The 21,358-nt window shown below is 61.3% G+C and carries 27 protein-coding genes and 1 pseudogene; 15 read left to right on the top strand and 13 right to left on the bottom strand.

Going from position 1 to position 21,358, the window contains the following annotated elements:
• Positions 1 to 17: 17 nt before the first annotated feature.
• Positions 18 to 1,715: a hypothetical protein gene (locus IVB18_RS33825; protein ID WP_247984643.1), complete on the bottom strand. Its 1,698-nt coding sequence runs from the start codon at positions 1,713 to 1,715 to the stop codon at positions 18 to 20.
• 322 nt (positions 1,716 to 2,037) lie between these two features.
• Here IVB18_RS33825 and galE point away from each other — a divergent pair, with 322 nt between their 5' ends.
• The gene (gene galE / locus IVB18_RS33820; RefSeq protein ID WP_247984642.1) at positions 2,038 to 3,102 is read left to right on the top strand and encodes a UDP-glucose 4-epimerase GalE; all 1,065 of its coding nucleotides are present in this window, start codon (positions 2,038 to 2,040) and stop codon (positions 3,100 to 3,102) included.
• A 354-nt stretch (positions 3,103 to 3,456) separates the two neighbouring features.
• Here the strand turns inward: galE and IVB18_RS33815 are convergent, their stop codons facing one another.
• Positions 3,457 to 3,690: a hypothetical protein gene (locus tag IVB18_RS33815; protein WP_247984641.1), complete on the bottom strand. Its 234-nt coding sequence runs from the start codon at positions 3,688 to 3,690 to the stop codon at positions 3,457 to 3,459.
• Between the two features lie 308 nt (positions 3,691 to 3,998).
• On the opposite strand from IVB18_RS33815, the gene IVB18_RS33810 reads away from it, so the two are divergent.
• Entirely contained in the window at positions 3,999 to 4,217 is a 219-nt protein-coding gene (locus IVB18_RS33810) for a hypothetical protein (RefSeq protein WP_247984640.1), read from the top strand.
• Positions 4,218 to 4,389: 172 nt separating this feature from the next.
• Here IVB18_RS33810 and IVB18_RS33805 read toward each other — a convergent pair whose 3' ends face one another.
• Positions 4,390 to 5,718 (bottom strand): trypsin-like peptidase domain-containing protein, encoded by a 1,329-nt coding sequence (locus IVB18_RS33805; protein ID WP_247984639.1) that lies wholly within the window; start codon positions 5,716 to 5,718, stop codon positions 4,390 to 4,392.
• A gap of 381 nt (positions 5,719 to 6,099) precedes the next feature.
• Here IVB18_RS33805 and IVB18_RS51720 point away from each other — a divergent pair, with 381 nt between their 5' ends.
• The gene (locus tag IVB18_RS51720) at positions 6,100 to 6,228 is read left to right on the top strand and encodes a hypothetical protein (protein ID WP_256476501.1); all 129 of its coding nucleotides are present in this window, start codon (positions 6,100 to 6,102) and stop codon (positions 6,226 to 6,228) included.
• Positions 6,229 to 6,308: 80 nt separating this feature from the next.
• Here IVB18_RS51720 and IVB18_RS33800 read toward each other — a convergent pair whose 3' ends face one another.
• The 6 genes from IVB18_RS33800 to IVB18_RS33775 form a co-directional block, all read right to left on the bottom strand.
• Positions 6,309 to 7,031, bottom strand: coding sequence for a metallophosphoesterase (locus IVB18_RS33800; protein ID WP_247984638.1), 723 nt, complete (start codon positions 7,029 to 7,031; stop codon positions 6,309 to 6,311).
• 4 nt (positions 7,032 to 7,035) lie between these two features.
• Positions 7,036 to 7,788: a nucleotidyltransferase family protein gene (locus IVB18_RS33795; RefSeq protein ID WP_247984637.1), complete on the bottom strand. Its 753-nt coding sequence runs from the start codon at positions 7,786 to 7,788 to the stop codon at positions 7,036 to 7,038.
• A 518-nt stretch (positions 7,789 to 8,306) separates the two neighbouring features.
• A complete protein-coding gene (locus IVB18_RS33790; RefSeq protein ID WP_247984636.1) occupies positions 8,307 to 9,077 on the bottom strand; it encodes a phosphosulfolactate synthase in 771 nt (256 codons plus the stop codon).
• A 79-nt stretch (positions 9,078 to 9,156) separates the two neighbouring features.
• A complete protein-coding gene (locus IVB18_RS33785; protein WP_247983558.1) occupies positions 9,157 to 10,392 on the bottom strand; it encodes an IS701 family transposase in 1,236 nt (411 codons plus the stop codon).
• On the bottom strand, positions 10,355 to 10,567 hold the full coding sequence (locus tag IVB18_RS33780) for a hypothetical protein (protein ID WP_247984635.1): 213 nt from the start codon (positions 10,565 to 10,567) through the stop codon (positions 10,355 to 10,357). Before IVB18_RS33780 ends, IVB18_RS33785 begins: the two co-directional genes overlap by 38 nt.
• Before the next feature lie 31 nt (positions 10,568 to 10,598).
• A complete protein-coding gene (locus tag IVB18_RS33775) occupies positions 10,599 to 11,978 on the bottom strand; it encodes an MmgE/PrpD family protein (protein ID WP_247984634.1) in 1,380 nt (459 codons plus the stop codon).
• A 452-nt stretch (positions 11,979 to 12,430) separates the two neighbouring features.
• On the opposite strand from IVB18_RS33775, the gene IVB18_RS33770 reads away from it, so the two are divergent.
• From IVB18_RS33770 to IVB18_RS51715, 6 genes and pseudogenes are all read left to right on the top strand, one after another.
• Entirely contained in the window at positions 12,431 to 12,709 is a 279-nt protein-coding gene (locus tag IVB18_RS33770; RefSeq protein ID WP_346732571.1) for a DUF4167 domain-containing protein, read from the top strand.
• 148 nt (positions 12,710 to 12,857) lie between these two features.
• Entirely contained in the window at positions 12,858 to 14,066 is a 1,209-nt protein-coding gene (locus IVB18_RS33765) for a site-2 protease family protein (RefSeq protein WP_247984633.1), read from the top strand.
• Between the two features lie 22 nt (positions 14,067 to 14,088).
• Positions 14,089 to 14,630: pseudogene (locus IVB18_RS33760) on the top strand (hypothetical protein).
• Between the two features lie 24 nt (positions 14,631 to 14,654).
• Complete coding sequence (locus IVB18_RS33755; RefSeq protein ID WP_247984632.1) at positions 14,655 to 14,981, top strand: antibiotic biosynthesis monooxygenase family protein; 327 nt, start codon at positions 14,655 to 14,657, stop codon at positions 14,979 to 14,981.
• Entirely contained in the window at positions 14,926 to 15,285 is a 360-nt protein-coding gene (locus tag IVB18_RS52015; RefSeq protein WP_346732570.1) for a uracil-DNA glycosylase family protein, read from the top strand. Before IVB18_RS33755 ends, IVB18_RS52015 begins: the two co-directional genes overlap by 56 nt.
• The gene (locus IVB18_RS51715; RefSeq protein ID WP_256477121.1) at positions 15,171 to 15,473 is read left to right on the top strand and encodes an HIT domain-containing protein; all 303 of its coding nucleotides are present in this window, start codon (positions 15,171 to 15,173) and stop codon (positions 15,471 to 15,473) included. Before IVB18_RS52015 ends, IVB18_RS51715 begins: the two co-directional genes overlap by 115 nt.
• Before the next feature lie 42 nt (positions 15,474 to 15,515).
• Here IVB18_RS51715 and IVB18_RS33740 read toward each other — a convergent pair whose 3' ends face one another.
• On the bottom strand, positions 15,516 to 15,737 hold the full coding sequence (locus tag IVB18_RS33740) for a hypothetical protein (RefSeq protein WP_247991961.1): 222 nt from the start codon (positions 15,735 to 15,737) through the stop codon (positions 15,516 to 15,518).
• 359 nt (positions 15,738 to 16,096) lie between these two features.
• Here IVB18_RS33740 and IVB18_RS33735 point away from each other — a divergent pair, with 359 nt between their 5' ends.
• From IVB18_RS33735 to IVB18_RS33720, 4 genes are all read left to right on the top strand, one after another.
• Positions 16,097 to 16,918 (top strand): helix-turn-helix transcriptional regulator, encoded by an 822-nt coding sequence (locus IVB18_RS33735; protein WP_247984629.1) that lies wholly within the window; start codon positions 16,097 to 16,099, stop codon positions 16,916 to 16,918.
• A gap of 69 nt (positions 16,919 to 16,987) precedes the next feature.
• Positions 16,988 to 17,653: a DsbA family oxidoreductase gene (locus IVB18_RS33730; protein ID WP_247984628.1), complete on the top strand. Its 666-nt coding sequence runs from the start codon at positions 16,988 to 16,990 to the stop codon at positions 17,651 to 17,653.
• 57 nt (positions 17,654 to 17,710) lie between these two features.
• Positions 17,711 to 17,914, top strand: a complete 204-nt coding sequence (locus tag IVB18_RS33725; protein WP_247984627.1) for a type II toxin-antitoxin system HicB family antitoxin — start codon at positions 17,711 to 17,713, stop codon at positions 17,912 to 17,914.
• Positions 17,911 to 18,117 (top strand): type II toxin-antitoxin system HicA family toxin, encoded by a 207-nt coding sequence (locus tag IVB18_RS33720; RefSeq protein WP_247984626.1) that lies wholly within the window; start codon positions 17,911 to 17,913, stop codon positions 18,115 to 18,117. Before IVB18_RS33725 ends, IVB18_RS33720 begins: the two co-directional genes overlap by 4 nt.
• Before the next feature lie 4 nt (positions 18,118 to 18,121).
• Here the strand turns inward: IVB18_RS33720 and IVB18_RS33715 are convergent, their stop codons facing one another.
• The gene (locus tag IVB18_RS33715; RefSeq protein ID WP_247984625.1) at positions 18,122 to 19,291 is read right to left on the bottom strand and encodes a GNAT family N-acetyltransferase; all 1,170 of its coding nucleotides are present in this window, start codon (positions 19,289 to 19,291) and stop codon (positions 18,122 to 18,124) included.
• A 191-nt stretch (positions 19,292 to 19,482) separates the two neighbouring features.
• Between IVB18_RS33715 and IVB18_RS33710 the strand changes: the two genes are divergently transcribed.
• Together IVB18_RS33710 and IVB18_RS33705 are read left to right on the top strand one after the other, a co-directional pair.
• Positions 19,483 to 19,911 carry a YeeE/YedE family protein gene (locus IVB18_RS33710; RefSeq protein ID WP_247984624.1) on the top strand — a complete coding sequence of 143 codons (429 nt, stop codon included), beginning with the start codon at positions 19,483 to 19,485 and terminating at the stop codon, positions 19,909 to 19,911.
• A gap of 5 nt (positions 19,912 to 19,916) precedes the next feature.
• Positions 19,917 to 20,384, top strand: coding sequence for a DUF6691 family protein (locus IVB18_RS33705; RefSeq protein ID WP_247984623.1), 468 nt, complete (start codon positions 19,917 to 19,919; stop codon positions 20,382 to 20,384).
• A 52-nt stretch (positions 20,385 to 20,436) separates the two neighbouring features.
• Here IVB18_RS33705 and IVB18_RS33700 read toward each other — a convergent pair whose 3' ends face one another.
• Positions 20,437 to 20,766: a hypothetical protein gene (locus tag IVB18_RS33700; protein WP_247984622.1), complete on the bottom strand. Its 330-nt coding sequence runs from the start codon at positions 20,764 to 20,766 to the stop codon at positions 20,437 to 20,439.
• 113 nt (positions 20,767 to 20,879) lie between these two features.
• Positions 20,880 to 21,284: a hypothetical protein gene (locus IVB18_RS33695; RefSeq protein WP_247984621.1), complete on the bottom strand. Its 405-nt coding sequence runs from the start codon at positions 21,282 to 21,284 to the stop codon at positions 20,880 to 20,882.
• Positions 21,285 to 21,358: the final 74 nt, after the last annotated feature.

Raw genomic sequence — 21,358 nt, 5'->3', positions numbered from 1 at the left:
CGGACCGGGAGTTGGCGTCACTCGCCGAGCCCATGACGATTGGCGTAGATTTGGGCGAACGGGCGGCCAAATCGCGTGACCTCATCAACCAGTACAGCCGTCGTGCCGTTGGCACAGGGCCAGCGCTCGGTGGCGATCAGGTAGTCGGCCTTGTGCAGCTTGGTTTCGGCAATCCAGTTGCGACGGAACATCACGCCGGCCAGTTGCTCGCGCCAGCCGAGGCAGACCAGCACGCGCGGTGGATCGCCCGCGAACCGGCCTTCGGCGTCAATTCGACCTTCGAGGCGGCGCAGTGCCTCGGGAGCCGCCATGCTCCAATAGTCGAGGTCGAATCGGCCGTAAGCGCCGGCGACGCCGCCTGCCAGACTGTTCATTGCGATATATTCGAGCGGATGCAGGATGACGAGCGTCACCACGATGGCGGCCGTGTGCGCGATCCCGAGGGCCGCGGGCACAATCGGGAGGCGTCGCAAGAAGGGCAAGAGGCTCGTGAGCCCACGCGCGCCCACGATGGCGAGCATTGGGATCACGAACAATACGTGGCGGACACCGTCATAGAGCGTCGAGCCTTGCAGGATGAGCACCCCGATAGGCCCGAACGCCGCCGCAGTGACGACCGGCACCGCGCGCGATCTTGCGAGCTCGGCCGCGACTGGTCGCAGTCCCACGACGCCGGACCGACGCAGGGCGCCGAGGGCGGCGCGCGTCCACGCCCCTGCAGCACCGATCCAGACCGCCATGCCGAGCAACAGCAACGCCAAAAAGCCCTCCGGCAAACGCGCCACGAGCTGTCCGGGGATGTACCAGGCAGGCAGTTTATCGGTGAACGTGCGCCGACCCCAGTTCTGGAATTCGAACGAGGTGTCGAGCGTAGCAAAGTGCCGATAGGCCTCGAGGAATTGCATGAGCGGATGTCCAGTCTGCAACCACGGCCAGAGCGCAATCGCCGTCAGCCAGGCGACGAGGATGACGAGCAGCGTATGCAAGGCGATCTGGCGCAATTGGCCATAGCCCGCGCGGCCATGGCGCAGCAGCTCCTCGAGCGCGCACAGGCTCATGCCACCGACGAGGTAGGCGTGCGTGATCACCCCGCCGGTGCGCGTCGCAATGGCGAGGCCAGTGGCAAGGCCGGTCGCAAGGGTCAGATGCCAGCTCAGCACCTCCTGCCGCACCATCAGGACGATCGAGAGCGTCGACCAGCTCATGGCGAACAGGAACGGCACGTCGATCGGGGCGAAGAACAGGTTGCCGTACAGGTAGCCGGTCAGCAGGCACAGGGTGAGCGCCGTCAACCCCGCCCAGCACCCGACCGTGAGCCGTGCCATCGGCACGACAGCGGCGAGCCCAGCGAGGCCGAACAGGAAGGTCATAGCGTGCCGGACCGTGATCGGGCTCGTGAGCTCGAGCGACTGCACGGCCGCGACGAGCATCTGAAACCACGGTCCATACATCCACAGATATTCTTCGACCGTCTCAAACTGAGACCGGTCCGCAAAGGCGCTCGCGTACCAGGCAAGCGCCTTGGGGCCGTAATCGTCGGTGTTGAATTCGTCGGTTGACAGCCCGTAATCCGCGGCGGTCGCGAGCCCGATGACCAAGGCTACGCTCAGCACAAGGAGCACGAGCAACGTCTCGGCATGGCGAGCGGCAAATGCGAGGCCGAGTTTCGGCCTCGCAAGCCCAGAGCCATCGCCATCCACCTCTTCAAGCGCCATGCATTGTCCTTAACTGGTTGTATGACAACGCACTGGTACCGCCTGGAATGTGGTGGGAATTCGCGCGGTGGAATCGCCACATCGCTACGACCACCAATACGATCGAGTGGCTGCACGAGGAATTTCAAGCGGCGGATCGAGTTCTGCTCTCGGCCAACGCCGCCGCACCTGCATCACATCAGGCGACACCCCCTCAAACCGTTTAATCGGGAACGGACCCCCAGCGCACCTCAAGTGTTGTCCTGGGCATGGGCTTTCATAACGCGCCTGAAGGGAACTTTGTTCCGAAGTCTCAAATCAGGTCTCTTAAGGCAAGTAAGCAATGGCGATCCTTATCACCGGTGGTGCCGGATACATTGGGAGCCACATGGTGTACGAACTCGCTGATCGCGGCGAACAGCCCGTCGTGATCGATGATTTTTCATCGGGCTTCGAATGGGCAATACCCGGAGTTTCGGTTCTCGTTGGGGACGTCGGGGATCACCGGCGAGTTGCGTCGCTGATCGCGAAGTATGGGATTTCGGAGATCATTCATTTTGCGGCTTCTGTCGTTGTTCCAGAGTCGGTTGCGGAACCGCTTCGATATTATCGCAACAACACCGCAAATTCCCGAAGCCTGTTCGAGATCGCAATCAGGAGCGGAGTGCGGCGTTTCATCCTCTCATCGACGGCTGCAGTGTACGGCAATCCGCCGGCAAATCCTGTCACGGAAGAGACACCCATTGCGCCTATTTCACCTTACGGCTCATCTAAATTCATGGCCGAAACAATGCTGCGTGATGCTGCACGCGCTCATGGCCTACGCTACGTCATCTTGAGGTATTTCAACGTAGCAGGCGCCGATCCTGCTCTGCGCACTGGACAGGCAACGCGAGGGGCAACGCATCTTGTCAAGGTTGCAGCGGAAACCGCCGTGGGTCTCCGAGAGAAGATGCAGGTTTTCGGCACCGATTATCCCACGCCTGATGGGACCTGCATTCGCGACTATATCCACGTGAGCGACCTCGTAAACGCCCACTATCACGCGCTTTCATACCTGCGCGCTGGTGGAGAGTCCCTAACACTAAATTGCGGCTACGGCCGCGGCTTTTCGGTCTTGCAGGTGATCGAGGCCATGCGCCACGAATCCGAAAACGGCTTTCCTGTCGAACTTGCCGCCCGCCGGCCTGGCGATCCGGCGGAGATCGTTGCGTCGGCGGAACGGATACGCAATCTGCTGGGCTGGCGGCCCCAATGGGATGATCTTTCCCTGATCGTCCGCCACGCGCTCGCTTGGGAACGCAAACTATTGGCCCAAGGTAGCGCAAGGCTTCCATCCAGGGTGTCTCAGCTGTCCCACTCGGCAATCGAGAAGGTGAGACGCGACAGGCGCCTGCCGATTTCATAGGTCAGCCGGGCGCAGCAGGACTCACTGACAAAGAGCTGCCCTCCCCTGAGTTACAGACCCAAATGACTTGCTCCCATCGTACGAGATGACCTCGACCATGGGTAATGCGTCTTTCAGTTCATCAAAGAATTGACTTCGAAAAAATGCTGCGCTGAACCGCAACACGGCGTGACCATCGCTCGCCCCGGCCGGCTTCAGCATTTGCCGTTGCACCTCCGCAAGAAGAACCTCACGCGTCTGCTCACGCAGCGCCCCGACGGCATCTTCGATGCGCCTTACGAGGTGGTCGAGATCAGCCCCGCGGTGCCCTGTGAGAAGCGCGGTGATGAGGAACGCATACGACAGCCTCAGTTCTCACGCGGTGGCAATCGTCTCCAGCGTGTCATTCGCGTTTGTGACTGTTTGAAGCTGCGCTAGGCCATTCGAGCCAGTGGCATTGCATTCTTGGAAGTAGGAAGACAGCTCAAGATGGGCTAGGTGCTCCCAGTATTCGGCTTCCGCGAGAAGCTTCCAATTGTTGATGCTGTTGTACGCGGCCTGTTGACGACACAGCGAACCCATCGCGCGCAAGCGTTGCACCTTTTCCACTGTCAACCTCCCTTCTAGACTAGGCGTGATGAGAATGCCGGTTGTGCTCCCGCCTATCCAGCAGAGGAGCGGCACCATGGTCCAATCTCAACTGCAGCAATCTACGACTATTGCGCAATGCTTCACCGAAGAGGCACAACGTCTGCGCAAGCAGGCTCTGGGCACTCCGCCAGGGATCGAGCGCGACAGGCTATTGCGCCGTGCTCGGCACGCCGAAATGGCTCAAGGATGGCTGTCCTCCAAGGAGCCTTGACACGATCAACCGCGGCTGTCGCACTAACGCTATCTAGTTTCTTCGAGTAATTTCGATGATTGGTGATCTGGTTGATAAGATCATAGCGGCCGCCGCAGATGTTCAGCCGATTGCTGATACATACTCCGAAAATGAATTACGACGGCGTGTTTCTACATACATCGAATTGCTATGGTCTGCCGGAAAACGTGATCCTAATGAAGTGACCAATCTCGGCCTCGGGTACCTGCGGTCGCTCCTTGACGGACCTAATCCCAAATATAGCGATTGTTGAAAGCAACGTCCTAATCGACCTCGTTCCTCGCTTTGGGATAGTACGGTCACGGGTCCGAGGTAAAAAACTCGGAAGCGTCCCGCGATTGGGCGGGTCATGGACTCGCGCGGGCGTTGCCACCAAGCAGCGGCCTGCGCGCCCAACACAACTCGGCGCGGAGCCGCTGCGCGCGTTATCTTGGATTGGCCGCGGGCGACCTGGATTGGTCGGGCAGCCGGCCCAGGGTCACGCTCAAGGGGCTCTCTTTTCCTTGCTGCAGCACAGTGAACTGCGCGGAAGAGCCTGGCGCCATCACATGGATCTTCTTGGTCAGTTCGTGGGCGCTCCTGATCGGCTCGTTACCCACCGAGGAGATCACGTCCCCGCTTCTTAAGCCGGCCTTCGCAGCCGGGCCGTTACTCTGAACACTGACCACGATCGCGCCATGAGGATTGTCCATGGCAAGGTTCTCGGCGATGTCAGGGGTGACCGATTGAACTTCCGCCCCGATCCACCCGCGCATCACCGCGCCCTTGTCCTTCTGTTGCGGTATCACCGCCTCGACCGTGTCGGCGGGGATTGCGAAGGCGACGCCCGCGGAGCCTCCCCCGGGTGAAAGGATCATGCTGTTGACGCCGACGACCTCACCTTGGGTATTGAAGCTTGGACCGCCGGAAGCGCCGTTGTTGATCGGCGCGTCGATCTGAAGGAAATCCTCCGACGAACCGGTCTCGAGATTGCGCTCGCGCGCTGAAACGATACCGGCCGTGACCGAGCCTCCGAGGCCGAACGAATTGCCGACGGCAAGCACCCAATCACCGACACGCGGCGGCTGGTCGGCGAGCTTTACGTAAGCGAAATCGCTGCGCCCCTCGACCTTGATCAGGGCAAGATCGCTTAGCGAATCCTTTCCTATGACCTTGGCGGAATAGGGCTTGTTGTCACTGGTGCGAATCTCGGCCATTTCGCTATCTTCCACGACGTGGCTGTTGGTCACGGCATAACCGTCTGGCGAGATGAAGAAGCCCGACCCCATCGAGACCAGTTCGACCCTGTCCTGTCCCTGTCCCTGTCCCTGCTCACGAGTATCCGGAGCCGGACTTTCGTTTCTGGGGCCGCGCCGTTGGTTCGGAAACGCTCCGAGCGTTGCACCAGTCTTGGCGCTGACCGCAATCACAGCCGGTGCAACTTTCTCGGCGAGATCGGTGAAATTGCCAGGTCCTCCATCATGTCCGGCATCCGCAACCCGATGCTGCAATGTCACGGGCCCGGCCCCCGGAAGAGGCTGACCACGAGAATTAACGGTCTGTGCCTGCGCCATGCTGGCGACCATAAGAATCACGACAGCGACTGTTCCGCCGATAACGGAGGGTCGACGCCAATCGAGAGTCAAATCTCCACGAACCATCTCCGCTTCCATCGCTTGTTCCCGCTTGACCGACGTGAAGCCAACAAAATTACCGTTCAGGCAGTTCCATCGGCGTGCGGTCGCATTACTCACCTTTAATGAACCACCAGCCATCTTTCATGAAACTTCTGCCCGACGAATTCCATTGTCGTAAGATCACATGCCCGTGTGGCATTGCTTCGGCGGGCACCTGTTTCTCAAGATTGTGCTGGAGAGCGGCAATGAACAAACCTCTCGAGCAGCGCCGCGAACCCGCAACGAACGCCCCATCGGGGATTCATCCTTTGGTCTACAAGGCCGCAATTGGTCTTGTGGTTTTTTCGTCGTGGCAGCCTGGGCGGCCTTTGACCGGCAGAGCGATATCGAGCTTCCCCTCGCCATGCTAGCGTTTTTCTGTTCGTCGCGGTGCTCCTTCCATACCTGCTTTGGAGAATATGGCGCGCAGGTCAGGCACGACCACCAACGCTGAAGACCAATAAGGGCTTCCGGAAATGGATGAAGGGGTCGACCGAAGTCTGGCAAAGCAAGCTCAAGAGCAGCGATGCTGCAATCGATATGTTATTGCCACTCGCAGCGGTGGCGCTCGGTCTCGTCGCGCTGGGCATTACGTTCAATTTGAGCTGAGCGCGGCGGAGAGGTTTCGGCCCAACCGGCAACCCGCTTTCAAACGCTCGATTGTTGCGGTCCGGCGGGGGACGCTCGGCTCAGACCTCAATCAAGGCATAGGGTCGACCGGTTGGCTTCTCGATTGATCGGGCCACGTTGTAGACCCGCGCGCCTCCGGGCGTGCGGCCTTCATAGCGGCCCTGATGAGCATGGCCATGCACGACCGCGCTCACTTTAAATCGATCGATCGTTTCGCCGAGACGTGACGAACCGAGGAACGGGAGTATCTCTAGTGGCTCGCCCTCGACCGTATCGAGAATCGGCGCATAGTGAAGAACGACGACAGCCTGCTTGCTCGCTACCGCGCGCATCGCATTTTCGAGGCGCGTCGCTTCGTTGACGGCTTCGGCGACCAAGCTCTTGACGACGGCCTCGCCGAACGAAGCGAGCATGCGACGGCCGAACCCACCGATGAATCCCTTCACCCCGACGAAGGCGACACCGTCGATTTCGTACGACTGCCCGTTGAGCAGGTGCATCCCGGCGCCCTTCAAAATGCGCCTTACGTCTTCAGTCTGCCCGGATTCGTAGTCGTGATTTCCGAGCACGCCGACAACGGGAATGGAGCAGGCGCGCAAATCCTCCGCCAGAAGTTCCGCTTCGGACGGCTTGCCGAGGTCAGTGAGGTCGCCGCAAAGGACGAGCACCTGGGCCTTGGTCGAGAGCTCGGCGAAGAGCTCCCGGAAGGACAACGTGCGGTCCTCCTTCACGTGGAGATCGCCAATGGCAGCGAAGGTGAGCGTGTCGGGTTTTTCGGACATCGCGCTACTCACTATCCTGGTCTGCGTCGGCAAAGCCCCATTCCTCAACGGCCGGGGCATAATCGACCTGCGAAAACAGGCGCCCCCGACATATCTTCACGCGCGGAGGAGGAAGTTCGAACTGGGTCTTCAGGCGGGCGACCAGTTCGTCCATCAGCCAGCGCGGCACGCAATCGCGCTCGCTCGGATAGGCCCAGCGGAAGTTGAGTAGATGTGCCAGAAGCACCTCCCAATGCAGCTCCATGTAGGCAAGCAGACGCCGCCAGTCGATCTGATCGTGCTGCTTGAGAATGAGATGCGCGATATCCGGGCCGTCGTAACGGTGCCGCAGCTGGACGAACGCCTTGGACCAGATCAACTCCGTCGGGGCGATGACGCGCATCTTCGTACCCAACACCTCGATGCGCGGCGCGGATTCAAACCATTGGTCGGTCACGGGAGCCATGCCATGCCAGAACGCGAAGATCACATCGAAAAAGTGCTCGTCCTGGAAGACCTTGCCGAGCCAGCGTTCGTCCTCGATTGCGACGGTGTATCCGAGGTTGCGGAAGTGGTTGAGAACGCGGGGATAGTCAGTCGGCTTGCACACGATATCGAGATCTTTGGTCGCGCGCACCACGCCGGTATAGGCGCTGAGCGCATACGTGCCGGCCAAAAGAAACGGTAGGTCCAGCTTCGCGAGCTCGCGCAAGGCCTGAGTGTAAAACACCTCGGCGCCGGCCGATGGCGCGGTCGGCTCAGCGGCCGCATCGATCATCTCTGTAGATCCAGTGATCGGTCTGATTTCCTTCACCATGGAGGTTCAATCGAAGCTCATCGGCTTCGGCCATGAGAGTGCCTGTTTCGACAATCGAATAGCCCATGCAAAGTTCCGCGCGCCCCGAGGTCACACCCGCAACAAAGGCGCCGTCGATGCGACACGGTCCTCGCTATCACCCTTCTGGAGCAGTTTGGCATGTCGCCAGCCTTTACCGCCGACGGCTCGCCGCTCGGTGATCGGCAGGCGACGGAGCACTCTTCAGGTTGCCGCGGTCGCATAGACCGTACAAGCGGGCACGGGCCGAACCCGGAAGCGTCCGAACGATTTCCTTGAATCGATCCCATTCAGTCGCTGACCAGATTTCGGGTTTGGGCATGGCCAAAAGTACGGATGAGTGAACGGCATCCGGATTCAGAGGGATGAGCATTATGAATGTCGGCATGGGACCATCGTCTTGGCAAGGGCGAAATCGCTAGCTCAATCCGCCGGAGCGCGCCTAGGTCCAACCGCACGACTTATAGAGCAAGGTTTTGGATGCGGCCCCAGGTGCTCTTGGTGCCCCAAATGCCGGACCGCAGCGCCTCGAGCTGTACGATCTGGCTGTGATCGACGAACAGATTGACCTCGTTGCCATAGTTCTTGATGTACCATTCGAATACGGTGGGATCGGCGCCCTCGAACATGACCTTGTCGAGCCCAAGCTGATTGATGATACGGGCCACCACATCAGTACGCCATGTGCCCACATTTTCGGTGATACCTTCGCTTTCGATCATGATGATGTCGGCGCCGGCATCGAGCGCACGCTGGACCTGAGCGATCAGCCAGCCGACATCCTTGGTGCCCACAGCCGCGAGCTCTTCGGTCGCGGTGCTACCGCCAGCGCCGAACTGAATGCCGAGTTCTGGCTTAGCTTTCAGCCCAGCGCTTTTCACCTTCTCGATCAGGCGCAGCAGGCTATCCGTTGGCAAGCTGATGAAGCCCGTGGAAATTTCAATGACGTCGAAGCCGAGCGTCTTGGCTTCCTCAATGTAGCGATCAACCGCTTCCGGCCCAAAACGCAGCACGTTTTCGAGCCAGCCGCCGGTGGATACGTAAACATCATGATCGTGTGCCAGCTTGTTGATGCTCGTCACGGCGCTCGCAGGCATCAGCGCGAACGACCCGCCCGCATACTTGATCCCATCGACCCAGGCGCCGACCGTCTCTAGCATTACAGTTGCCGTTTTGCTTTGAGATGCGCGCGCTGAGCGGCAGCCTGGTGAGCTCTGCGCCAGAATGACCATGCGATGACATGCGCGGGTTGGATCCGCTTTCGAGCAAGCCTGATGGCGATGCGGCGGATTTCCTGGATTGACCAACGGATCAGCGGCGGCGTGGGTGTGCTTTGGCTTTTGCCGGGGGGCGGCGTTTGGTTTTTTTGGGCGGTGGCGGATTGGCGCGATGGCGGATCGCCGCCATCATGGCGAAGGCGAGCATCACCAGGGACACGTGGCGGTGCCAGCCATGCCAGGACCTGCTCTCGTTGTGATCGAGCCCGAACTCGTTTTTCGCGGTTTCAAAGCTGTCCTCGATCGCCCATCGATGGCCTTCGACCGCGACCAGCGTTTCAATTGATGTTCCCGCTGGGCACCAGGTGGTGAAGAAGGCGAGATCGCCATCGGCGATATGGCGACGGATCAGCAGACCGCGCGTCCATAAACCATCATTTGCGCTGTTGAACTGCTCGACCTCGAGATCGGCCAGTTCGAGATAACACCAGTCATGCAGCCTCGGTCCTTTGGTTCCGGCTCCCGCCGACAAGCGCTTCCAGTCGGACGGGCGCCGCGTCCGGGCGATGTCTTCGGCCTTGCCGGCGACCGGCTGTCGCTTGCCCCAGGATCGGAAGACATGAGAGCTGCTGACCCCGAGCACATAGCCTTTGCCTGCCCGCCGTAGCTGCTGTTCGATATCGCCAACACCGTAGACCGTGTCACCGGCAACCCACTTGAATGGTACAGACGCGGCTATCGCACGTGCGATCATTCTCGTCGCAAGCTTTGGTTTGGTCGCAAAGCCGACATCGGCAGGCACGTATGCGGCTTCCAGACGATCTGGATCGTCGGTCCATTCCTTCGGAAGATACAACGCGCGATCGATGAACGCATGACCATGACGCGACACGTAGGTAGCGAAGACGCCGATCTGGCAGTTCGTGATCTTCCCTGCCGAACCAGTGTATTGCCGTGCCACTCCGCATGAGGCCTTACCCTGCTTGAGAAAGCCGGTCTCGTCGATCACCAGCACCGCATCGTCATCCGCCAAATGCTCGATGACATAGTCGCGGACGATATCGCGCAGGGCATCAGCGTCCCAATCTCCACGACCCAGAATCGCCTGCTGACGCCATGGGCCAGGATCGCCAGCCGCCTCCGCGCGCATCCAGCCGGTCTTGCGCTGCTCATCTCCGAGCAGACCTTCCAGGAACAAGCCTGCATTCGTCGCCACACGCTCTTGCGTGAACAACGGACGTATCCGTTGCTTGATCTCTCGAAGCGACGCCGCCCACAACGCAAGCGTCTCCTCAACCGACGCGGCCCGCGTCCACGACATTCGAATCATGGTTGCCCATGGATTCAGAAGCCCGCAAACAAAGCAACTGTAATGCTAGGACATCGGCGAGATGACGCGGACCATAAGCGCTGTAGTACGGTCCTCGTATTTCGGTAAGGCCGGCCTTGCGCGGCTTTGTCGAGCGCGCCGCCCGGGGAATGAAAGAAAACGTGGTCTCGGTCATTGGTCTTCGTCCTTCTACGCGCTAGGGGGAATCATGTGGCAGCGGCGTCCCAGCGAATGGCACCGAGCAGCTTGGTCAGGTCGGCGATCGGGCGTTCATCGAGCGTGGCGATCGCGTCGGCTATCGCTGCGCGTTCCGCCGCGGTGGTGAAGGCGCGGCTCACGCGATCGAACTTGGCTCTCGCCGTCGTCCAATCGAAGGGCTTGGTATGAAAGCCGCGATAATCTTCCCGCCGAGCGGAAAGGACGGTGCCGTCGTCAAGCTCCACCTCGAGTTCAGCTGGCAAACGTTCCGGGAATAGCGCCGATAGCCGTGCTTCCGGCGTGATGGCCACATTGCGCAGCATCTGCTGCACATCGGGGCGGGCTATGTGATCGGGCGCGTACTGCTCGGGCTGCACCTGGCCGTCAATAAGGGCAACCGCCAGCATATAGGGAAGGCTGTGATCGGCTTCTTCCTTTGTTCGCACAATTCGCTTGTCTCCTTCCTCGCCACCACCGATGATCTGGTGGGCGACCGCAAAGGTCTTGAGCCGCACGGCCCGCACCGCGCTGGGGACAAAGTGCGGTAACGCACGAATATCCAGGGCCGCATCGATGGCAGACTGCGCATGGATTTCGGCATTGTGCTTTTTCAAAATTGTGAGGCGCACCCACTCCAGATCTTCCTTCGACCAGTCAATCTCGAATGGCCCGGCGATCGTGTCCATGAATCCCTTGTTGCCCTCGAAAACCGCCTCCGGTCCGGTGATGCCGTGCGCCGCAAGCAATGCAGCGTACGTTGCCGCCATGGCTGTATTCGGATAAGCGAGGCCCTTCCAGTGCGACAGCGCGCCGGTGCGGGTCACGCGCAGCGCGTTGTTCGCGGTGCCGCTGATCGCGATTGCGTTGGCAATCTGGTTGCGCGAGAGAGCGAGCGCCTTGGCAACTCCGGCCGCCGCGGCGTAGGCGCCCTGGGTTGTGTGATCGAACCCCTTGTCTCGCACAGGAGCCACATCGCTCAAACGGGTATGGACCTGATATGCGACTGCGAGTGCGGTCAAAAAGTCCGCCCCGGTTGCCTGCTGCATCTCGGCTGCCGCCAGAACCGCGCCGAGATTGTCGGACGGATGACAGGTCTCGCCTTCGGCGAGATAACTGTCCATGAAATCGAGGTATCGGCTGAGCGCGCCGTTGAAGAAGGCCGCCCGGTCCGGCGCGGTCCTGCCGCCGCCGATAAGGGTCGAGAGAGGCCGGCCACCGAGTTCGGCTGTGAGCTTGCGAATTGCGCCGATGGAGCCAGCGTCAAGTGCGCCCAGCGCGACGCCAATGGTGTCCAGCACGCGGATTTTCAGCTGCTCCATAGCCGCAGCGCTGAGGTCGGCAAGACGCGCGCGCTCGACAAAGCTGGCTAACATCTGCACCTCGGTCATAGCCGGACTCCTCGGTTTAGATGTGGTATGGAAGGATCGAATGATCAAATGACACTTGCTCGACAACGATCTCATCGCGCTGAGCCGGAGAGGTTTCTAGGTCGGGTTCCGTCGCAGCATTGATCAGCCGTAGTCGGGATCGTCGGCGCCTGTGGGGCTTTGATTGGCCGAGGCCAGCCTGTTTGCTCAGAACGTCGCGTGGGCACCGCCATTAGGCGGCCGCGAGAGCTGCGACAAGCTGTCAACATTGAAATCTGCGTTTCCGGCTCATACATGCCTGATTGGCCGGCGACATCTTCTGCTTGGGCCCCTCCAATCCAAATGCGGATTTGTACAGCCATCAAAGCCGAACTGCGCAATCGCAGCACGATCGCCGACCGCTGTCACACTTACACCTCTATATCCTCAACCCAGCGTCGTACGGCTGAGCCGGCGCGACGACATGGACTGACATGAAGGCTCTATCGCAACGCGACCGCGCGGCCGCACAACCGCGTCCAAACAGGAAAAGGGCGAGCAACATGAGACCGCGAAAACCCCAGTCCCGAAAGATCGAACCTGCAGTGACGCGCCACCAGCGTGTGCGCATTCCTCAAGACCCGCGAAGGAACTACGAACGTTACCTGGCGCTGGCTCATGCCGAAGCGCTGAACGGTGACCGGATCGCCGCTGAGAATTACTTCCAGCACGCCGAACACTATTTCCGATCAATGCACCAGAACTCGTCCTAAAGGACGGTGCGGGTCGAATGACATTGCGCCCCACCTTTCGGGGCGAGCCGGAGAAGCCCTTCTCGGGTCGAGATCGCGAGATCTCCCAGGTAGGAACTTCCCGGACCGGAAGGATGTTCTCCGACAAACTCGGAGATATGGGAAAGCGATGTTTCTGCACCGCATCAAGCTCCTCACCCTCGCCGGATTTACCGTGTGGATCGACGTGTCGTGGCTCATCCTGGCAGCGCTATTGACCTGGACGCTGGCTCTCGGCGAGTTCCCCCGCATCATCCCAAATTTGCCGACCGCGACCTACTGGTGGATGGGGCTGGCCGGCGCGGTGGGACTGTTCATCTCGATCATCCTGCACGAGCTGACCCATGCGCTGATTGCGCGGCGCTACGACATGCCGATCGCCGGCATCACGCTGTTCATCTTCGGCGGCGTCGCCGAACTGCACAAGGAGCCGACCAGCGCCAAGGCGGAGTTTCTTATGACGATCGGTGGGCCCATTACCAGCATGGTCCTCGGTACCATCCTGCTCGTGATAGCTAACGCAGGCCAGGGAGCGCTGTCAGCAGCAGCACTCGGCGTTGTCGACTACCTTGGCGATCTCAACTGGATTCTCGCGCTGTTCAATCTCATCCCAGCTTTCCCGCTCGATGGCGGACGCGTGCTGCGCGCCGGGCTTTGGGGCTGGATGAATGACTTTGCCCGCGCCACCCGTATAGCGGCGGGCGCGGGCGAGTTCTTCGGCATCGCCATGATCCTGTATGGAATCCTGGAATTCGCGACCGGAAATGCGATCGCCGGCGTCTGGCTGTTCTTCATTGGCTTCTTCCTGCATGGCGCTGCTGGTGCCGCGCGGCAAGAACTGGCGGTTCGCCGCACCTTCGCGGGGCTTCCGGTCTCTGTGCTCATGCAGCGCAATCCCATCGGAGTGGCGCCTGACCTTTCGATCGCCGATCTGATCGAGCACTATTTCTACCGTTACTACTTCAAAGCCTTCCCGGTGCTGCGGGATCACGAGCTTGTCGGCTGTAGCATGGCGAAGGATGTGCGCGATCTGCCGCCGGGCGATCGAACACGAATCCGAGTGGCGGACGTCATGCACCCCTGCTCGTCGGAAATCGTCATTCCTCCCGATCTGGAGGCGTTCGAGGCGCTCATCAAAATGCAGGGTGGCCGGCACAGCCGGTTGCTCGTCGTGGAAGAGGGACGCCTGCACGGAATCTTGGCACTATCCGATATGCTGCAATACCTCTCGCTCAAGCAAGAGCTCGATGGGACCATCCAAGATTCTTCGCTTAGTGCATCCAGGACGCGGGAGACTCGTGCGGGCGGCCTCGCCCAACCCTATCAAGCCGCCCCTTAGGTATAGGAAGCGAAAGTTCGCCATGGCGGAAGCTGGCGTTCGCAACTTCACCATCAATTTTGGGCCGCAGCATCCGGCCGCGCACGGCGTGCTGCGCCTCGCGCTCGAGCTCGACGGCGAGGTAGTGGTGCGGGTTGATCCGCATATCGGGCTCTTGCACCGCGGCACCGAGAAGCTGATCGAAAATAAGACATACCTGCAGGCGATGAAACTGCGCCAGCCGGACGGACAGGGGCCAGTTGCGGTCCAGGACAACAAGATCTTCCCACCGCGCCGCGGCGAGATGAAGCGCTCGATGGAAGCGCTGATCCACCACTTCAAGCTCTTCACAGAAGGCTTTCGCGTGCCCGCCGGAGGGGTGTACGCCGCGATCGAACCCCAAAGGGCGAGTTCGGGGTCTATCTGGTCTCCGATGGCACTAACCAGCCGTATAAGTGCAAGATACGGGCGCCCTCGTTCGCGCACCTGCAGGCGATGGATTTTCTCAGCCGCGGCCACTTGCTGGCCGACGTCTCGGCAATCATTGGCTCGTTGGACATCGTATTTGGGGAGATCGATCGATAATTCCGCAAACCACGGGAGGTCGCTATGCCACAGATCCAAATCGGCAAACAGCCTGTCACTCAAATCACTTTCATAGAAGCTGAACCGGAAAAGCAGGCCGAAGCGTTGTCGATCATGACCGAGCGAGCTCGGTTCATGGCACGCCAGCCGGGATGTATTTCCATCAGCCTGCATCGCAGCCTCGATGGACGCCACATTGTGAATTACGTCCAATGGGACTCTCCGGATCTTCTGCGGGCTGCGCACCAATCGCCAGAATTTCGCAAGGCCTGGAATCAGTTCGGAAAGCTGACCGATGAGATCGATCCGCATCTGTACGAGGTCGCCGAAATCCTCGACGGTGAACGATGAGGCGGGTCGCGTTGTTTGGCGAGTGCAGGAACCGATGCCCAAGGCAAGTCCCGCGAACAAACTTCTCGATCACCGTCGTGTCACGCCTCAAGGTCGCCTCCGGCGACCGCGGCTATACATGGTTGGCGAAGCGCCAGGCGCCGTGGAAGCTGCACAAGGCAAGCCCTTCGTCGGGCCGGCCGGCAACGCATTGCGCAAGATGCTGAAGGAGAGTGGAATCGACCCTGCACAGCTCCGTTTGGCCAATGCCATTACGTTGCTTTCCTCGATATTCGTCCACAGTCGCCAGGCCATACCCTGGTGATCCCCAAAAGCCACGTCCGATGGGTGTGGGATGTTCCGGATGTCGGCGCATACTTCGAAGTGGTACGAATGATCGCGCGGGCCATGCAGAAGGCATTCTGTCCGGAAATACACGCGCGCATTCTGGGTGAAGAAGTGCCGCATGCGCACATTTATCCGATCGTCAGCCTTCCGGCTATCGCCAGCTGACCAGCCCGGCCCTTGCCGGCGAACGCGGTGACCCGCCGCCAGCTACACCACGCCACGGGACACGATCGCATTGATAGCGTCGCCGATCGTAGGGGAGGGTTGGGCCGGTCCCTTGTACCCGAGCATGCGCGCGTTCCACGCCTCGCAGGCCAGCTTGTCGGCTTGCTTACGCGCCTCTTTCGCGCGCTCAGCCCACATCTTGATTTTGGTACCGAACAGATATTCGCGAGATTTGGTGGATATGAGCCGCACAGAAAAGCGCACTGTGTTTCGCCGCGCGAATTATCAATCTGTTGGGGCACGAAAAGCCGCCTTTGGGCTACCTATTGTGACTGTGGGGAATGGTAAGCGCTGGTTCTAACCATTTCCTTTGTATCGCGCCCATTCACACCACCGTTTGATAGCCGCCCCCTCTGTGCGGTCTTGGCAGCTTTGCCGGTCGGTGACCAATCGGCTCGCCAATATTTTTTATTGTCGGTAGTTGACGCCGAGATGTTGGTATTTCTGTTGGTATCGACCAGGGCTGGTGAAAATAACTCCAGCGATTTCAGATGGTTATGTATCAATATCCATTACCTCAGGGGTAATGGATGGGGTGAAATCCGCATGCTAGGTTTTCGACCATGAACGCACATGCATCCACGGCACACACTGAGCGAAGCCAGCCGATCCATATCGGCGACCATTTGCGCGAATGGCGGCAGCGCCGCCGCATGAGCCAGCTCGATCTCGCAGGCGAGGCCGAAATCTCCTCCCGGCATTTGAGTTTCGTCGAGACCGGCCGCGCCGTGCCCTCGCGCGAGATGGTGCTGAAGCTCGCCGACCGTCTCGATGTGCCCTTGCGCGAACGCAACGTGCTGCTGGTCGCCGCCGGCTACGCACCGGCTTTCCCGCAGCGTCCGCTGGAGGATCCCGCCTTGAAGTCAGCCCGCCAGGCGATCGACCTCGTCCTCAAAGCGCACGAGCCCAATCCGGCACTCGCGGTGGACCGGCACTGGAATCTCGTTTCCGCAAACCGCATGGTGGCGCCACTGCTCGAGGGCATTCCGCAGCGGCTGCTCGGCCAGCCCTTCAACGTGCTGCGGCTCGCCTTCCATCCCGAGGCGCTGGCATCGCGCACGGTCAATCTCGCGGAGTGGTGCGGGCATCTGTTGGAGCGGCTGCATCGGCAGTGCGAGGCAACGGCCGACCCGGAGCTGATCAAGCTCTACAACGATCTGAGGAGCTATCCGATTCCGGCGCGGTCGGAACCTTTATCCAGCGACAATGTCGCGATCCCCTTCAAGCTGCGCCATGACGGGGAGATACTAAGTTTCTTCTCCACCACCATGGTGTTCGGCACGCCGGTCGATATCACCTTGTCGGAGCTGGCGCTCGAGACGTTCTTCCCGGCCGACGAGCGCACCGCCGAGCGGCTGAAGCAGATGGCCGCAAATATGGGCTAGCGCCCTTGCCTCGGGGCGCGTTGGTCTTATCTTCGGGGGAACCCACAACGCCCGAAGGAAGTGCCTGACATGAGCACGCTGAAACCGCTCCAGATCGACGTCGTCTCCGACGTGGTGTGTCCCTGGTGCTATATCGGCAAGCACCGGATCGAGAGCGCGCTTGCGCTCGTGCCCGATGTGCCGGTCAAGCTCAACTTCCGTCCCTTCTTCCTCAATCCCTGGGTGCCGCGCGAGGGCATCAGCCGCGAGGATTATCTCATTAAGAAGTTTGGCTCGGTCGAGGCCTATAAGGGGATTGCGGGCCGCGTTGTCGCAGCCGCGAGCGAGGAAGGCCTCGTCTACCGGCCCGAGCGGGTCGCGCGTCAGCCGAACACGACTGACTGCCACCGGCTGATCCTGTGGGCGGAAGCGATTGGCAAGGTGCCCGAGATGAAGCAACGCCTGATGGAGCTCTATTTCCGCGACGGCGGCGATCTCACCGATGTGAACGTGCTGGTGCAGGCGGCCGCCGATGTCGGGCTTGATTCCGAGGACGTGCGGCGGCGTCTTGCCACCGACGAGGACGTCGCGCGCGTCTCGGCCGGTGCCCAGGAAGCTGCCGACAAGGGCATCTCCGGCGTGCCCACTTATGTCTTCGCACAGAAATACGCGGTCTCCGGCGCGCAGGATCCCAACATGCTCGCGCGCGCCATCCGCGAGGTCTCGGCGGAGATCAACGCGCAGGCGGCGGAGTAGTCGGCAGAGGTTGAATATGTCGGCGGCTTGGGCGACTATCCGGGTTGTGAGGCCGTCATGAAGATCAAGATTGTTGTGCACGAGGCTGAAGAGGGAGGCTTTTGGGCCGAGGTCCCAGCTATCCCCGGCTGCGCCACCGAAGGCGATACCATGGATGAGCTCATGGCCAACCTTCGAGACGCAATCGAGGGGTGTCTATCCGTCGAAGTTGCGCCACCTGAACCGGGCGGCATTGAGCGGATTTTGGAACTGCCCGCGTGAAGTCTGTCTCTGGTCGGGAGTTCGCACGTATTGTCGAGCTCCACGGCTGGAGTTTACTTCGAGTCAGCGGCAGTCACCATATCTACGGTAAGTCGGGCAGCATCGTACGGCTCTCTGTCCCCATCCATGGCAACAAACTTTTAAAGACTGGACTACTGCGTCATCTCATCAAGATGGCGGAGCTGTCAGACGAGGATTTGTAGTCCGTCACTTCCTGATCAAGTGAACCGCGGATCGCACCATTTCGCGTGTGACGCCGCGCGCGATCAGCGCGGCGTGAATCAGCGCCACAACCGGATCGTTCCGCCTCAGCGGAATCAGCACGTCACCGATCGCAAAACGGCCGCGCCAGATCGGATTGATCATGGGGTGATCCGCGCTTGCCGTGGAATCCGCACTGGCGATGGCGGGATCGGCGCAGAGGTGCCGCGTTAGCTCGAGCGTGAGCTGCACGCCCGGCGAATATTTGGCGAAGCGCTCGTCAATGCCGAGCTTGAAGAAGAAGGCGCGGTCCTGATGGCGCAGCACGATGCCGGTGGCGACCGGTGCCGCGCCGGCGCGGAGCGTGACGATCTCGCATTGCGCGGTCTCGGCGAGGGCCGGAACGGCGCGGCGGATAAAGGTCGCATCGCCGGCGTCCTGGACCAGTGCGGTGCCGCGCTTGCCTTTCCAGCCGCTGGCTTCGAGTTGCAGGAATGTTTCGAGTGCGGGCTTGATCTCATTCGGCTTGCGCGCAACCTCGAAGGCGACGGGTCCGTGCTCTTCCAGGCGATGGCGCTGGCGGCGCAGCTCCTTGAGCTTCCTGGTGCCGAGCGCCTCGCGCAGCAGCTGTTCGCCGTCCCGCGTCGCGTCGAGACTGGCGCGGATATAGGAGCTGAGCACACGCGGCTTCAGGCCGGTCCGGCCGAGAGCCCGATTGAGCGATATCATCGCCGCGCCGTCGAGCGCGACGTCGCGCAGGATCAGCGCATGCGCGCCGGCCTCGCGCGCCCGCTGCAACAGGCGCGTTGCGGCTTCGCTCGAGATCTCGCGGTCGATCAGCGGGCTGCACAGCGTGCCATAGGGATGCGCGCTCACCAGTGCGGGCAGGGGAATCTTCCAGGCCCGCCAGAGTGGGATCACCGGCATCAGCCCGATCAGCCGCGTCGAAGAGCCATCGAATGCGCGCAGGGCCAGCGCATCGGCGCGGCCCCGCGCGGCCGCGCTGACGGCGAGCTCCCAGCCGGGCAGGTAATAGCCGTTCGGCTCGATCGCCCGCTGCGCGAGCGCGCGCCATTGACCGGGTTCGATCGCGGTGAGCGGGACGAGCGCACGCGACATCGCGGCATCCTTTGCCGATGCCGGATTGATCGCAGCCTGGTGCGCGATGTCGACCACGTCCCGTCGTCCCCGTTCACGCGGCCGAAGCCGGCGTTACGCGGTCATGCTTAGCGCAAAGATTGGAAAATACCGTTGGGGCGCCGCTTCAATTCGAGTGGTAGTGTTAACGTCTCGTTGAGCATTTCGGCGGCAAGCCGCCGGATGCTTCGATAGATGCGCAAAGGGTGCTCTCGAGCCCGGAGGTCAACATGGTCGCCACGCCTTTTACGCCGATTGCCTCGCTCCTGGGTGGGGCGTTGATCGGACTGTCCGCCGTGCTCTTGATGTGGGCAACGGGACGGATCGCCGGCGTCAGCGGCATCGCGGCGCGGCTGTTTCCGCCTTACGAGGATCGTCAATTCGCAGGCCGGCTCGCCTTCGTCGCGGGCCTTGTCTCTGCACCGGTGTTGGCGCGGCTCGTCACCGGAAACCTGCCGTCGCAGATGATCGAGGCGGGAACGCCGGTCCTGATCGTCGGCGGATTGCTGACGGGCTTCGGCTCGGTGTGGGGCAGCGGCTGCACGTCCGGCCATGGCGTCTGCGGGCTGTCTCGGCTCTCGATACGTTCGTTGGTCGCGACCATGACCTTCATGGCGGCGGGCATGGCCACCGTCTTCGTAATGCGGCACTGGAGCTGACGGCGATGACGATCCTCGTTCAATTCGGAATCGGCCTGATCTTCGGCCTCGGCCTCATCGTCTCCGGCATGTCGAATCCGGCAAAGGTGCTGAACTTTTTGGACGTCGGCGGCATTCCCGCAGGGACCTGGGACGCCAGCCTCGCTTTCGTGATGGCCGGCGCGGTGGCCGTCGCCTTCGTTGGCTACAACCGTGTCTTGAAGCTCGCGCGCCCCTTCCTCGCCGAACGCTTTTATGTTCCGACCCGAAATGACATCGATCCGAAAATTGTTGTGGGACCCGCCATCTTTGGCATCGGCTGGGGGTTGGCAGGCTTCTGTCCGGGGCCGGCCCTGACCGCACTGGGGTTCGGCTCGGCCTCCGCGTTCATCTTCGTCGCCGCGATGTGTGCCGGCATGATGCTGGCGCGCTTCATCGCGCGGCTTCCATCGTCGGCGCGTGTCGTCGCGCCGGCCGATCCGCTCGAAACCTGACGGACGGGACCGGGCGCTGTCTCGCCCGGTCCCGTCCGTCAGATCTTATCGATTACCAGCGGTCGCCGCCGACACCGACGCCCACGCTGACGCCGGGAGTGCGAATGCCGACGCCGCCGCGCGGGCCATCGTCCCAGTCGCGATAGGTGCGACGCTCGTAATAGCGGTCGCGCGGCATGGTGGCATAGGAGTCGCGTACGATCACGCGGGAGCCGCCACGGGTGCGATAGCAATTGCCGGCGTCATCGCAGACGAGCCGGACTTCCTGAATGAGATCCGGGCTGGTGTATTCACTGGTCGTATAGAAGTCGGCGGCTTTCGCGCCGCCCGCCGCAGCGAGGGCGCCGATGCCGGCCAGCAGTGCAATCGTGAATGTCCTCATCCTCTCCTCCGTCCGATGCTGCCCTCGGCGGTAACAAGAAGGGGAGGCGGCGATCGTTCCGGCGGAACTACAGGTTTTTCCCGGAACGGATCTTCGTCGTGGCCAATTTGTTCTTACATCGGCTCATAAACCTCCGACCCGCAGATGTCGTCGGCTTCGGCGCGCCGGCGGTCGACCACCTTTCCGGCGTTGATCGTCACGATGTAGGTCTGGAGTCCGAGCGCCGAGCCGGTCGCGGAGGTAAGCTGCGCGCGGACGCAGGCCGTCCAACCCGGTCCGCGGACCTCGTGATGGGGAGGGGCGACATGCACCTCGCGCGGATAGGACGTGGTGAGGAAGACCACGTCGATCTGCTCGCGCACCAAGCGCTTGACGTCGGGCGGCTGATCGGGCGGCGGCTGCTCGGCTTCCTTGATGCGCATGAATTCGGGCACCGGCGCGCGGCTGTCGGCAAAGCCACAGGCGCCAAGCGCAAGCGCGCCGGCGAGCAGCGCCACACAAGCAACAATCCGCAACATCCGTGAAGGTCCCCCCGCGGGCCAACAGATAGGCACGAATGCGATCGGGCGGAGTCCCGGCCGATCAACATGCG

Source organism: Bradyrhizobium sp. 186, from assembly GCF_023101685.1.
GTDB lineage: Bacteria > Pseudomonadota > Alphaproteobacteria > Rhizobiales > Xanthobacteraceae > Bradyrhizobium.
Note: the sequence above shows the minus strand (reverse complement) of the source record. Positions and strands in the feature narration are given on the sequence as shown.